General features: G+C 44.1%; 12 protein-coding genes. 7 read left to right on the top strand and 5 right to left on the bottom strand.

What is annotated here, in order from left to right; translation table 11 throughout:
- The first annotated feature begins 217 nt into the window (after positions 1 to 217).
- The gene (locus tag PI95_RS35195; protein WP_039741961.1) at positions 218 to 517 is read left to right on the top strand and encodes a hypothetical protein; all 300 of its coding nucleotides are present in this window, start codon (positions 218 to 220) and stop codon (positions 515 to 517) included.
- Here the strand turns inward: PI95_RS35195 and PI95_RS35190 are convergent.
- Both PI95_RS35190 and PI95_RS12595 read right to left on the bottom strand, forming a co-directional pair.
- Positions 514 to 687, bottom strand: a complete 174-nt coding sequence (locus PI95_RS35190; protein WP_201280425.1) for an alpha/beta hydrolase — start codon at positions 685 to 687, stop codon at positions 514 to 516. The two genes, PI95_RS35195 and PI95_RS35190, sit on opposite strands and share 4 nt — an antisense overlap.
- Before the next feature lie 46 nt (positions 688 to 733).
- Positions 734 to 2,194 carry a glycoside hydrolase family 13 protein gene (locus tag PI95_RS12595; protein ID WP_039741959.1) on the bottom strand — a complete coding sequence of 487 codons (1,461 nt, stop codon included), beginning with the start codon at positions 2,192 to 2,194 and terminating at the stop codon, positions 734 to 736.
- A gap of 1,251 nt (positions 2,195 to 3,445) precedes the next feature.
- Between PI95_RS12595 and PI95_RS12590 the strand changes: the two genes are divergently transcribed.
- The 5 genes from PI95_RS12590 to PI95_RS12570 all read left to right on the top strand — a co-directional run bounded on the left by PI95_RS12590 (position 3,446) and on the right by PI95_RS12570 (position 8,970).
- On the top strand, positions 3,446 to 5,176 hold the full coding sequence (locus PI95_RS12590; protein WP_039741957.1) for a S8 family peptidase: 1,731 nt from the start codon (positions 3,446 to 3,448) through the stop codon (positions 5,174 to 5,176).
- Positions 5,177 to 5,306: 130 nt separating this feature from the next.
- A complete protein-coding gene (locus PI95_RS12585) occupies positions 5,307 to 5,603 on the top strand; it encodes a hypothetical protein (protein WP_039741955.1) in 297 nt (98 codons plus the stop codon).
- Positions 5,604 to 5,779: 176 nt separating this feature from the next.
- Positions 5,780 to 7,069 carry a glucose-1-phosphate adenylyltransferase gene (locus PI95_RS12580; RefSeq protein ID WP_039741952.1) on the top strand — a complete coding sequence of 430 codons (1,290 nt, stop codon included), beginning with the start codon at positions 5,780 to 5,782 and terminating at the stop codon, positions 7,067 to 7,069.
- 143 nt (positions 7,070 to 7,212) lie between these two features.
- Complete coding sequence (locus PI95_RS12575; RefSeq protein WP_052324905.1) at positions 7,213 to 7,716, top strand: AAA family ATPase; 504 nt, start codon at positions 7,213 to 7,215, stop codon at positions 7,714 to 7,716.
- Between the two features lie 249 nt (positions 7,717 to 7,965).
- Positions 7,966 to 8,970 carry a DnaJ C-terminal domain-containing protein gene (locus PI95_RS12570; RefSeq protein WP_039741947.1) on the top strand — a complete coding sequence of 335 codons (1,005 nt, stop codon included), beginning with the start codon at positions 7,966 to 7,968 and terminating at the stop codon, positions 8,968 to 8,970.
- Between the two features lie 144 nt (positions 8,971 to 9,114).
- Here PI95_RS12570 and PI95_RS12565 read toward each other — a convergent pair whose 3' ends face one another.
- From PI95_RS12565 to PI95_RS12555, 3 genes are all read right to left on the bottom strand, one after another.
- On the bottom strand, positions 9,115 to 9,765 hold the full coding sequence (locus PI95_RS12565; protein ID WP_039741945.1) for a glutathione S-transferase family protein: 651 nt from the start codon (positions 9,763 to 9,765) through the stop codon (positions 9,115 to 9,117).
- 106 nt (positions 9,766 to 9,871) lie between these two features.
- The gene (locus PI95_RS12560; RefSeq protein ID WP_039741944.1) at positions 9,872 to 10,414 is read right to left on the bottom strand and encodes a peroxiredoxin family protein; all 543 of its coding nucleotides are present in this window, start codon (positions 10,412 to 10,414) and stop codon (positions 9,872 to 9,874) included.
- A 248-nt stretch (positions 10,415 to 10,662) separates the two neighbouring features.
- Positions 10,663 to 11,274: a peroxiredoxin gene (locus tag PI95_RS12555; protein ID WP_039741942.1), complete on the bottom strand. Its 612-nt coding sequence runs from the start codon at positions 11,272 to 11,274 to the stop codon at positions 10,663 to 10,665.
- 140 nt (positions 11,275 to 11,414) lie between these two features.
- On the opposite strand from PI95_RS12555, the gene PI95_RS12550 reads away from it, so the two are divergent.
- A complete protein-coding gene (locus tag PI95_RS12550; protein WP_039741940.1) occupies positions 11,415 to 13,793 on the top strand; it encodes an amylo-alpha-1,6-glucosidase in 2,379 nt (792 codons plus the stop codon).
- The last annotated feature ends 243 nt before the right edge of the window (positions 13,794 to 14,036 follow it).

Raw genomic sequence — 14,036 nt, 5'->3', positions numbered from 1 at the left:
GAAGGTTGTCAAGATTACATGGCATCTTCCTAAATGGTTATTAGATAGTGGATAATGGTTAGTGGATAGTAGAACAACCCTCCAACTAACAGCTAACAACGCTCCAACTAACAACATGAAGACATTAAAGCAGCTCAAAAAGCGGTAATCGGTGCTGTCAACTGCTATGCCTTTTTTACAAACAAATACCGTAAATTAACTAATGGAGAATCTACTCATGGCAGCCGATTTAAATGCAACTATCTCAGCCTTAAAGAGTGGTATAACTTCTATTCCAGCTGATGCGGCGGTAAGCAACATCGAAAGCTGGGAAAATGAACTTAAGGATGCTGCACCGGAAATTGCTAGCGCTTTAGGTCAACTCAAAGCATCTTTATTAAATGCTACTGCTACTCCTGACTCATTAAGTCAGCTGTTAAACAGCCTTGGTGAAAAGACTTCATCTGCTGGTGCTGGTAACGCACAAGCTGAAGAGTTAGGTTCTCTGCTGAAACAAGCAGGTAGTTCCTTAGGTTAGATATACAGTTGGTAATTGGTAATTGGTAATTGGTAATTGGTAATTGGTAATTGGTAATTGGTAATTGGTAATTGGGTTTCTCCCCTTGTCCCCTTGTCCCCTTGTCCCCTTGTCTCCCTATTCCCCATTCCCCATTCCCCATTACCCATTACCCATTCCCCATTACCCATTACCTAATAAAGATGGTAAGCATTGCCTACCATCTTTATTTATTGTTTAACCTACACCCAAAATGCAGGCACTGCGTGGGGGAAGAGTCAAAGAAAGTTGCTTATCTTCTTCATTACTCCACTCAACTTCAGCGATGCCAAATAAAAGTTTGTCCGGTTGAGATTGCAGATTTACAGATTCTAACTTTGCTTTTGCTTCCGCAGTACCAACGTTAACTGCAATTATTAATTCCTCGGTTCCCAAAGTTCGCGCAAAGATGTAAAGTGCCCCTTGAGCGTACAAGACTCGGTAATCACCTGTACGCAAACATGGGTAAGAATGGCGTAAAGCAATTAACTGACGGTGAGTATTGAGAATTTCTCGATTCCAATTAGCTTCTAAAGGAAAACCACGACGGGAGTCTGGATCGATCGCACCAGGTAAACCAACTTCATCACCATAGTAAATGCTGGGCGCACCGGGAAAGGTTAATACTAGTAAAGTTGCTAAATCTACACTGGCAACATCACCACCAGCGATTGACATCAATCTTGCTGTATCGTGACTCGCAAGCAAATTTAGTTGAGTTAGCTGAATTTCCCAAGGATAAAGTTCCAATAATTCTTGGATTTTTTCAGCGTACTCGGCGGCAAATAAGGGTGGATAGGGTTTGTAGTCGCGACTTTGCACTTGTTCTAAGTCTACACGATCGCCTGCCGCAAAAGCAATCGTCGGTCCTGCAAACAAGTAATTCATCACTCCGTCAAATTGCGTACCATCCAACCACTCGCGGGAATCTCCCCAAACTTCCCCGACAATGTATGCTTCGGGATTGATCGCTTTAACGCGATCGCGAAATTCTTGCCAAAAACCAGGAGTTTTTATTTCAAATGGCACATCTAACCGCCATCCGTCAACACCTAATTTAATCCAATATTCGGCAATTTCCATGATATATTCCCGAACTTCCGGGTTATCGTGGTTAAATACTGGTAAGGCTCGATTTCCGCCCCAGCCTTCATAATTTGCCGGATACTCACCGTTGTAAGGCGAAACGGGCCAGTCTTCAATTTTAAACCAATTTACCCAAGGCGAATGAGGACCATTTTCTAAAACGTCGTGGAAAAAGAAAAAGCCGCGACTGGAGTGATTGAAAACTCCATCCAAAACAACTTTGATATTGCGATCGTGCGCTGCGTCTAGCAATTCCTTAAAAGCGACATTGCCCCCCAGCATCGGATCTACCTGATAATAATCGTGGGTATGATAGCGGTGATTGCTAGCCGATTGAAATATCGGCGTAAAGTAAATAGCGTTAATGCCCAAATTTTGTATGTAGTCCAGCTGCTCTAGAATACCCCACAAATCTCCGCCTTTGTAACCTTGGAGTGTAGGTATTGCTTCCCAATCTTCCCAACGTGCTTCATGCGAAAGCCGTTTGCGCGGCTGTTTGCTTCTGGCAAAGCGATCTGGAAAAATTTGGTAGAAAACTGCATGTTTAACCCAGTCTGGTGTTTGAATATCCATGAATCGCTCAATATACCTTCACAGACATCGTTACAAATACTTACATATTTGTAACTCACACTTATGATAGATAATCAGTCAAAAGTCAAAAGTCAAAGGTCAAGGCTTAAAGTTCAAAGGTCAAGGCTTAAAGTTCAAAGGTCAAGGCTTAAAGTTCAAAGGTCAAGGCTTAAAGTTCAAAGGTCAAGGCTTAAAGTTCAAAGCTCAAGACTTAAAGTTCAAAGCTCAAGGCTTAAAGTTCAAAGCTCAAGACTTAAAGTTCAATGGTCAAGGCTTAAAGTTCAATGCTCAAGGCTTAAAGTTCAATGCTCAAGGCTTAATCCACCGTTGACTATTGACTATTGATAACCTTATTCAAGTTTTTCCGTAATCTCTAAGATTGGTGTTGAATCATTGACACTCCCCGCGATAAATCGACGGGGATTCTTGGTTCAACGAGACCACTTAAACTAGGTTCCTTACGTTACCTACCCCAGAGGTGGGACTCTCCCCAAGCGTAACTTTGGGTATGCCCTACCCTAGTTGCATTGCTGCAAGTTCTGTTTAACTGAAACGATTTGTTTCAAAATTCACCAGTCGTCTAGTTCCTATGAATCTTTTACCTACTGCTAGGAGGAAACTAGAACAATGCAGTAGAACCAACAAGATTCAATTGTCAAGGTACAGATTGCTGTTAAGCAGTTAGGTTTTTATACAGGTTGATTACCGTTCCTGTTAAAAATAAGATAACACAAAATCAAGCGGGGGATAAATCCCCCGCACCGCTTTCCCGTCCCGTCTTAAAAGACATTAAAACCTAAAAACTTTTTGGGTTTTTAGGTTTTAATTTCGGGGTTTTCAGCCAAAAGTGTTATAAAATAAGGGGTTAGCGAAGCGCGAGTATTTAGAAGAGTTAATTAGAGGGCATTGCACCACAAAGGCGTAAACGCCTTTAACCGTTTTCATCCCTTGCCTAAAGTACAGATGTGGCACTATGACGTGCCACATCTTCAAGGGTTTTCAACGAGTATCCTTATAAGCAGCATTTTTTGCTGATTATAATTATTAATGGCTTAATTTGGTAATTATAGCCTTTCCTAGTCTGCTGAGGTACAAATTTATCTGCGTTTATCGGCGTTTATCTATCTTCATCTGCGGTTAATTCTTTCTTTAGTGGCAATTATAAATGAAAGCGTGAATTAATGCGAGGAGTGCTGATGCTGCTAAAATCAATACTTTGCTTACAGGAATTCAACATAATTTGAGGTAAAAATGAGACACCAAAAACTTTCACCTGGTCTGCTGTTAGCGTATGAAGACTACCAACGCGAAGGAGCGCAAGCTTTAATTCCACAGACGCGATCGCTTGGTATCATGGCATCCAGAAGCGCTATAGCGCAAACCAAGAGCATCGTTTTTATTTACTGCGACGAAGACGCTGACTTAAGACACCTTCTACAACAAGGTATCGAAGTCAACCAAAACACCGGAAGTGTCCGCACAGCTTTTTTACCCCTCAGTAGTTTAGACCCCTTATCTGAAGAAGCTGTAGTCCATCGCATCAAGCCATCACGCAAAATGCATCTGCGGATGGATGTCGCAAAAAAAGACGTACATGTGTCAGAGTTTCAAAACAAAAGCGGACTCACAGGAGAAAAAGTCGTCATCGGTGTTGTAGATACCGGTATCGATCCGAAGCACCCTGCGTTTAAAGGTCGAATTTTACGCATTTGGGATCAAACTCTACCCGGTCCGGGTGTTAAAGAAGGTGCTTACGGGGCAGAATTAAGCAAAGACCAACTGACAATTTCTCAGGATATAGAAGGACACGGCACTCACGTTGCCGGCATTGCCTCCGCTGCTGACAGCACTTATAGCGGTGTCGCACCAAAAGCCGAATTAGTCATCGTCAAAAGCGACTTACAAGATGCTCACATTGCCGATGCAGTTCGTTACATTTTCCGCGTTGCCAGTGAACTAAAACGCCCAGCGGTAGTAAATTTAAGCTTGGGTGGACATGCTGATGCTCATGATGGCAGCGACTCCTTATCAAAAATCATTGATGCGGAAACCGGTCCTGGAAGAATTGTATGCTGTGCCGCAGGTAATGAGGGTAACGACAACATTCACGCTCAAGCGAAAGTCTCTACCAGTCGCATGTCTACTATCCGCTTGAATGTTCCTCAAAACCAAGTAGGCATTGCCTGGTTAAACGGTTGGTATTCTGGCAAAGGTCAATTAGAAGTATCTGTGCGGACTCCTAACGGTTTTGTTACCCCCTTCCAAAAAATCATTACCAAAGACAATCCCACTCAAGATTACCAGTTGGCAGATGCACAGGTGCAAATAGCCACACCAGGACCCGATCCAATCAACGGCGATCATAATTTCTTTGTGCAAATTCGCGGTAATGGTACAATGCCAGTTATGGGCGGCATTTGGCAATTGCGGATACGTAACACAGGTTCGAGTGAAACACGTTTGGATGTGTGGACGCTAGACGATAGCTCGGCGGTATTCTTCACCGGTAAAAGCGTGCAAGATGCTGTGAAAATTGGTTCCCCAGGAGCTGCTAAAAGTGCGGTTACGGTGGCTTCTTACACTACGAAAGTGAAATATACAGATATTGATGCCAAACCTCAAGAAGTGGGCTTGGAATTGCATGATATTTCTGATTTTAGCAGTGAAGGTCCGCTGCGGAATGATGCCAAAAAGCCGGATGTCGCAGCACCAGGAGCGATGATTGTTTCTACACTATCATCTACTGCTCAAGGTTTTGGGCGATCGTCGATGATTAATTCTAAGTTTGTGGTTTCCGCTGGCACAAGTATGGCAACACCTTTCGTTACTGGGTTGGTGGCACTGTTGTTGCAACGTAACCCCAAACTTGACCCAGCTGGGGTGAAAGAATTGTTACGCAAAAATAGTTCTATCCCCCAAAAAGCAGCGGGAACGTTTGATAGTAAATGGGGTTTTGGATTGATTGATGCCAAAAATCTTTAAACAGGCATAGAAGCACAGTTGATGATTTCAGTATAAAGACAGGCGATCGCAATCGATAAATTTGATAGCTTGGCTATAGGGTAGGTTTTTTCCTACCTTTTTTACCATTTTACCTGGGAGTCGTCGCAATATGAATTATCAAAAATTTGATGCCCCCCTGTCTATGGCACTTAAAGACGTTCAAAATACAGATGAACCTAGCTTGCAGGTTTTCATCCATACCAAGCCTGTTTCAAATGCCGAAACTGCCACTTTAGAAAATTTAGGTGTCAGTGGAGTTACTAGTGGCAAAGATGTATTCACGGCAACACTGTCTCCAAATGCTATTTCCCAATTGTCTGAGCAGCCGTGGGTGCAACATGTGAAACTGTCGCAAACATTGCATCTGGCTAATCAGGGCTATGGTATGAAACGTGTGCGCTTTTGATAATAAATAACGCAATTTGATACAGGCGATCGCTTTTGCCGCGATAACCTTTCTCATTGTTTACTAGAAACATCCCGCAAAGTTAACTTAGAACAATATACGATCCCCCCCTTACCAGCTGTCTCAGACAGTCCTAAACTGTATGTGAGAGTTGAAAGGCAGTTGGGAGAAATTTTGTGAAAAAAGTATTAGCAATCATTCTCGGTGGCGGTGCGGGTACTCGTCTTTATCCGCTTACCAAATTACGCGCTAAACCAGCGGTACCCGTAGCCGGAAAGTACCGCTTAATAGATATTCCTGTCAGTAACTGCATAAATTCAGAAATATTCAAAATTTATGTTCTGACTCAATTCAACTCAGCCTCTTTAAACCGCCACATTGCCCGTACTTACAACTTTTCTGGTTTTAATGAAGGATTTGTAGAAGTGCTAGCCGCACAGCAAACGCCAGAAAATCCCAATTGGTTCCAAGGGACTGCGGATGCTGTGCGTCAATATATTTGGCTGTTGCAAGAATGGGATGCACAGGAATTTCTCATTCTATCAGGCGATCATTTGTACCGGATGGATTATCGCGAGTTTGTGCAGCGTCATCGCGATACTGGGGCTGATATTACTCTCTCAGTTATCCCGATGGACGATCGCCGCGCTTCGGATTTTGGCTTGATGAAAATCGATCAGTCTGGTAGAGTAATCGATTTTAGCGAAAAACCCAAAGGCGATGACTTATATCAGATGCGCGTTGATACAAGTGTACTCGGTTTATCAGCAGAACAAGCTCAACGGCAGCCCTACATCGCTTCGATGGGGATTTATGTCTTTAAAAAAGACGTTTTGATCAAGTTGTTGAAAGAATCTTTAGAAAAAACTGACTTTGGGAAAGAAATTATTCCGGATGCAGCTAAAGATCACAACGTTCAAGCTTATTTATTTAATGGCTACTGGGAAGACATTGGAACAATTGAATCATTTTATGATGCTAATTTGGCGCTGACTCAGCAACCCTTACCACCTTTTAGCTTTTATGATGAAAAATCTCCAATTTATACCCGCGCTCGTTACTTACCTCCGAGTAAACTATTAGATTGCCAGATTTCCCAATCGATGATAGGTGAAGGTTGTATTTTGAAAAATTGCCGAATCGATCATTCGGTTTTGGGAGTGCGATCGCGCATTGAATCCGGTTCCGTTATTGAAGATACTCTAATCATGGGAGCCGATTTTTATCAAGCATTCGCCGAACGACATACACACTGTCAAGATGGTGAAGTTCCCTTGGGTATCGGTGCTAACACCACAATTCGCCGCGCCATCATTGACAAAAACGCCAGCATCGGCTGCGATGTGCAAATTATCAATAAAGATAACGTGCAAGAAGCCGAACGCGAAAGTCAAGGCTTTTACATCCGTAGCGGAATCGTCGTTGTGCTGAAAAATGCCGTGATTGCTGATGGAACGATAATTTAAAAGTATTGAGTGGGGAGTGGGGAGTGGGGAGTGGGGAGTGGGGGAGGGGGAGAGGGGGGGAGGGGGAGAAAGAAGAATTATTCTCCTTGTCTCCTTGTCTCCTTGTCTCCCTGTCCCCTTGTCCTCCTTGTCCCCTTGTCCCCTTGTCCCCTTGTCCCCCCCTCTCCCCACTCCCCCACTCAGCACTCTTGTTGCTAATTGGTCTTCCTGGTAGCGGTAAGTCCACTTTGGCGAAACAATTACTGTTAGAGTGTCCCCAGAGGCAGCTGATTTCTAGCGATGCCATCCGGGGACAGCTTTTTGGTGATGAGGCAATTCAAGGAGTGTGGATGAGAGTTTGGCGAGAGATTCAGCGGCAACTTCAGCAGGCGATCGCTACAAATAGCACGGCAATTTATGATGCTACTAATGCCCAACGACGCAATCGACGTGAGGTAATCCACACTTCCCGCGAGTTAGGCTTTACTCACATTACCGGGATGTGGCTGCATACACCGATTTGGCTGTGTTTGGCACGCAATAAAAAGCGGCTGAACCCGGTTCCTGAACAAGTCATTTTTCGGATGCATCGTCAACTCCGGGATGCACCCCCAAGCTTGGAGGAGGGACTAGACGAGTTGATTTGCTTTTCCCCAGCACGAAAGTAGCGTCATCGAAGAGGAAAAGGGGCAGGGGGCAGGGGGCAGGGGGCAGCGATACCCTTGTAGGGTATTGCGGCTTCTCCAGCACGAAAGTACGGGAATTGCCCTGATACTGTCAGCGACAACCCCACTTGATTTTTGCTAATGTTTGTTAATTTAAAATCATGGTTTGTTTACTGGGCATTAGACCTGGCAAACAGCTTATCTCATATCTTACATAAAAACATAACAGGGATTTCTATAGGAGGCTGGTAGATGGCTGCAACCGATTTTAAAGACTATTATGCAATTTTGGGAGTTAATAAAACTGCCACTCCAGAAGAAATTAAACAAGCTTTTCGTAAACTAGCGCGTAAGTATCACCCTGATGTCAATCCTGGCAACAAACAGGCAGAGGCAAGCTTCAAAGAAGTTAACGAAGCTTACGAAGTTTTGTCAGACGCAGACAAACGTAAAAAGTATGACCAATTCGGTCAATACTGGAATAAGGTTGGTCAAGGCTTTCCCTCTGGTGGTGGTGCTGGTGTCGATATGGGCGGTTTTGACTTCGGTCAATACGGCAGCTTTGACGAGTTTATCAATGAGTTGCTAGGACGCTTTGGTGGCACTACAGGCAGCCGTACTAGACAACAAAGCTATTCTTACAGCACTTCCACAAATGGACAAAGTGGTTTTGGTGGCTTTAACGATTTTGGCTTTCAAGATGCGAGTGCGGGTGCTACGGCACAAGATAGCGAAGCAGCGATCGCTTTAACTTTTGGCGAAGCTTTCCACGGTGTCCAAAAACGCTTCAGTTTAGGTAACGAAACTATTGATGTCCGCATTCCCGCAGGTGCTAAATCCGGTACTCGTCTGCGTTTGCGTGGCAAAGGTCAAGTTAATCCCTTTAATCAACAACGAGGCGATTTATACTTGCGCGTAGAACTTCAGCCGCACTCGTTCTTTCAATTTGAGGGCGATAACTTGGTGTGCGAAGTGCCAATTACGCCAGATGAAGCCACCTTGGGAGCCTCAATTGATGTACCCACACCCGATGGTATGGTTAACGTCAAGCTTCCCGCTGGAGTGCGTTCCGGTCAATCTTTGCGGTTGCGCGGTAAAGGTTGGCATCTACCCAAGGGTGGACGCTCCGATCTGTTGGTGAAAGTAGCGATCGCTCCCCCAAAAGACCTCAGCCAAGAAGAGCGCGAATATTATGAAAAACTCCGCGCTATCCGTACTTACAATCCCCGCAGTCATTTGCAGCAAGTTAAGCTGTAAAATTTTAACCGCAGATAAACGCGGATAAAGGCAGATTTTTATCTGTTTAATCTGCGTGTATCTGCGTATATCAGCGGTTGCAATAATCATTCATCGCATCTAGTCATTAGCTAGGTACGAATTTAGCTTAATTTTTCAACTATTTTATCGCGCCATTCGAGCCTGGAAGATAGGCTTAAAGGCTTGAATTATCTCTGGGGTTGGTTGGGTAGTTTGCCAGGTTGGACGCGCCGTCAAGCGATCGCACCAAGCACTCAATTTGGGACAATCACTCAAAGACACGCCAAGCCCTGCCAGTAAGGGTACTATAGTGCCAGCAACAGGTTCGGCAAGAGTTAGATTTTCACTGCCAAAGTAAGGGCGATCGTCAAGTAAATTTTCAAACAGCTTTAGTACTGTTGACGCTTTCTGCTTTGCTTGGTCAATTTTTTCTGGATCTCCAGGCAAGCCTAACATCACTGGAAACAGTGGAGTTGTCCCAGGCAACAATTCATTAACTGTTATCAGTTCCACCATTCGCACAATTGCTAAATCCTTGGCATCTTTAGGCAACATTGCAGGCGTAGGATATTTTGCTTCTAAATAGTCTAGAATTGCCAAGGATTCTACTAAATTAAAGCCGTCATCCACCAATACTGGAATGTGGTGAAAAGGGTTAAGCGCTAAAAACTCTGGTTTAAACTGTTCGCCATCCAGTTTCACTTCTACGAGTTCAAACTCAAGTTTTTTCTCCAGTAGGGTAATCCAAACACGGCGCGAATTTGGCGAAATCGCTGAGTTATACAGCTTGAGCATGATAAAACCTCACCGTTTCATGAGGAGACTATGGGTAAGCTTAATTATGTAGTAAGCACTTCAGTGCTTGAAAGTATTGTAGAAATAAGAATCGCTGAAGCGATTACTACGATTCATTAAACTGCTCTAGTAATGTCTTAATGCTGGCGTTATGATCTAAAAAGGAAAATAAATGCCGATAGCGTAGTCTGCCTTGTTTATCTAACACAAACTGCGCTGGTAAAGGTGCGCCTAATGCTTGCCCAGTTTGATATGTACGAAACGTGCGGCAGCTGGGATCGCTCAAAAGAGGCATTTTTAATTTTAAATCTCTCACAACTATTTGACTTTGCCGTTCGTCGGTACTGCTAATCATCAAAACTTCTATACCGCGATTTTTAAATTGCTCGTAGTTCTCATTTAATGCTTTGATATGAGGAAAGCATAAGGGGCAATATTGCTTTTCGGTGAAGATGCGTGTAAAGGCAAGTAATACTGGTTGATTACCTCTATAATTCGATAACTTTACTAATGTGCCGTTGGTAATATCTGGTAGTTGAAAATCTGGTGTTGCTACTCCCAAAAACAGTTTATTTGTCGCTGGAATTGGTAGAAAGTTGCGAAAGAAGCGCTCGTTCAATAAGCCACTAAAATCATTTGATGTCAGCATTATGTTGTCTCTTGTAAGTAACTATTATTTTATTTAGGAAAATTATAGACTTTCATATCCCCAACTTCTTAAATAAGTCGGGGATATTCTACTAACTACTAACCACCAACTAATAACCATTCTCTTACAATAAAACCACAGATAAACACCGAACTTAACACCAATTAATTTATCTTGCGTGTTTATAAGAGTGTTCATCTGTGGTTATTATGTATACTGTCCCAACTAAAGACGCTTCTTTGCGAAATTTAGACAGCGGAGAAGTACACTTTGGACTTCACTGGGTCGGGAACCATTGTCTCGTCTCCGGGTTGCCAACCAGCAGGGCAAACTTCGTCGGGGTGGGACTGGACGTATCTAATTGCTTGCAATGTCCGCAGAGTTTCATCGACGCTGCGACCAAAAGCTAGGTTGTTGATGGTAGCGTGTTGAATGACACCATCTTTATCGATGATGAACAGACCGCGCAAGGCAATACCTGCTGCTGGATCAAGAACGTTGTAAGCAGCGCTAACTTCTTTCTTGATGTCAGATACTAGAGGATAGTTGAGATCCCCGACACCACCAGACTTGCGATCGGTCTGAATCCAAGCGAGATGGGAGAACTCGCTATCAACCGAAACACCAAGAATTTCCGTGTCCAGTTTCTTGAATTCTTCGTAGCGATCGCTAAATGCTGTGATTTCTGTCGGGCAAACAAAGGTAAAGTCTAGAGGGTAGAAAAACAAGACAACATACTTGCCGCGATACTCGGACAGTTTAATTGTTTGAAATTCCTGGTCTACCACAGCGGTTGCTGTAAAGTCGGGAGCTTGTTGACCTACCCGAAGGCATCCTTCTGCTGAATAAGTGAGGGGCATTTACTTAATTCTCCTGGAACTTATATTTGTCTATCAGCTTAGTAATTTGGAGAGCAATAAAACTCACCCTTAAGAGCTGTCACAGTTTTAATTACGATCTGTTACGACTATATCATAGTCATAACGATTTTGAGTAGCCAATGAACGATTTAGATACAAGAGAATGGTTGCTGACCAATGGCATGGGAAGTTTTGCCAGTGGTACAGTTTCTGATGTCCGCACGCGCACTTATCACGGCTGGCTGATTGCCGCTACCAGTCCACCTTCCGGACGCACCCTGTTGTTTTCGCACCTAGAAGCCAGTCTGGAACTACCGGGACGGGTAGTGGCACTAGGGACAAATTTCTGGGGTACTGGTCAAGTTGAGCCAACAGGATATAAATTGCAACGCTCTTTTGATATTAACCCAGTCCCAAAATGGATTTGGGGTGAGGATGACTGGCAGTTAAGCAGACAATTGCTCATGCCTTATGGTAGGGAATGGGGAGTAGGGAGTAGGGAATGGGGAGTAGGGAGTAGGGAATGGGAAGACAAGGGAGACAAGGGAGACAAGGGAGACAAGGGAGACAAGGGAGACAAGGGAGACAAGGGAGCAATATCTTCCTCATCCTCCTTGTCCTCCTTGTCCTCCTTGTCCTCCTTGTCACCCCCATCCCCCTCATCCCCCCCATCCTCCTTGTCCTCCTTGTCACCCCCTGCCCCCTCCTCTTTGAGTCATCGCATTTTAATTCACTATCGCTATGAGGGTAAGGATGCGGCGATTTTAAGGCTGCGACTGTTGATAGGCGATCGCGATTTTCATCATCAACAAAAAGCAACAGAAGAATTACACTTCTCGCAAATGCTAGGACAACAGCAAGTGTGTCTGCAAGCGATAAATTCTGGCAACTTTGGCACACCTTGGCATTTGCGCTGGCAAAAAGGAAATTATCAATCAGACACAGTTTGGTATTGGAATTATCAATTGTTAGAAGAGACGCAGCGGGGATTAGGCGATCGCGAAGACTTCTTCAGTCCTGGTTATTTAACAGTCGCTCTCAATAGAGGAGATGCAGTCACTTTAGAAGCGCGGGTAGGTTTTCCCGAACCTACGTCAGATGTTCTCACTTCAGAAACCTTTGCAGAAGCTTTGGAAGCCGAACAGGAAAGGCTTTCCCAGATTTTTGGATGTGGAGACAGGGGAGAGGGGGAGACAAGGAGACAAGGAGACAAGGAGACAAAAAGACAAAAAGACAAGGAGACAAAAAGACAAGGAGAATTTTTGAATAATACTCCCCAAGTCGTCCCCCCCTCCCCAAGTCGTCCCCCCCTCTCCCCATCCCCCACTCCCCCATCTCCCCCTCTCCCCATCCCCTCATCTCCAACATGGCAAAAACTACTACGAGCAAGCGATCAATTTATCGTTTATCGAGCCTCTATTGCTGGACCGACTGTGATTGCTGGTTATCATTGGTTCAATGACTGGGGACGCGATACTTTGGTTGCTTTACCGGGTTTAGCGTTGGTTCCGCAGCGCTTTGAACTGGCAAAAGGACTTTTGGAAACTTTTGGGCGTTACTGTCATTACGGCTTGATTCCCAATGCATTTCCTGATGTTGGTGGGGAACCGTTTTATAACAGTATCGATGCAGCGCTATGGTGGATTGAAACTTTAGGACTTTACTTAGAAGCTACTCAAGATTGGGAATTTTTAGCAGAACAATATCCGGTAGTACAGCAAATCCACAAAGCGTTTATCGGCGGTACGCGGTATAATATCCAGGTTGATTCTACCGATGGGCTGGTTAGTTGGGATACTCGTGGTGAAGCTCTGACTTGGATGGATGCGGTAGTTGAAGGACAGCCTGTAACTCCCCGTCGCGGTAAACCAGTAGAAATCAATGCGCTGTGGTATTCGGCTTTATGTTGGGCTTCTCGGTGGGCAGAAATCTTGAGCGAACAACAACCACCAGCGGAATCAACGCGGTTAATTAAGCAAGCGCGACGTTATATTGAGCAAGCCAAACAGGTACAATTTTCTCTACAAAAGTTTTGGAATCCGCAGCTAGACTATTTGTACGACACAATTGAGCCAGACGATCGCCGAAATTCTCAAATTCGCCCAAATGCAGTTTTAGCGCTTTCGTTGCGTCATTGTGGCTTTTCTCAACAGCACGGGCGTCAGATACTTGATAAAGCAACATCCTGCTTGCTTACTCCCTATGGTCTTCGCAGTCTCGATAGAAGCGATCCCGAATATATAGGTATATATTTAGGCAATTTAGAACAGCGCGATCGCGCTTATCATCAAGGCACCGTTTGGAGTTGGCTAATAGGTCCATTTATCCGCGCTTGGGAACGTTTTTACCCAGAAGAACCTCTGCCCTTTGATTGGCAACCGTTGTTAGATCACTTCCTTAATGATGCTTGTATTGGCTCAATATCGGAAATTTTTGATGGTGATGAACCTCATCATCCCAGAGGTGCGATCGCTCAAGCTTGGTCAGTTGCAGAAGTAGTTCGTCACTATCGTAATTAAAAACTCGTAGTGAGCGGTTTACCGCTCATCCCAAGCATTTAAAACCGCTCAAACCCTTACGAAGAGGGTAAAAGAAGAAATAACTTTTGCCACACTTATCTATTTACTAAAAAAACAATTTGAGAGCAACCAAGTATTAATACTCATCGATGAGTATAAAAGACTGATGAATCTCCTTCTGATACTCGTCGATGAGTATAAAAGACTGATGAATCTCCTTCTGATACTCGTCGATGAGTATAA

The organism is Hassallia byssoidea VB512170, assembly GCF_000817785.2.
GTDB classification, from domain to species: Bacteria; Cyanobacteriota; Cyanobacteriia; order Cyanobacteriales; family Nostocaceae; genus Hassallia; species Hassallia carrinoi.
This window is presented reverse-complemented; position numbering and strand designations above follow the sequence as displayed.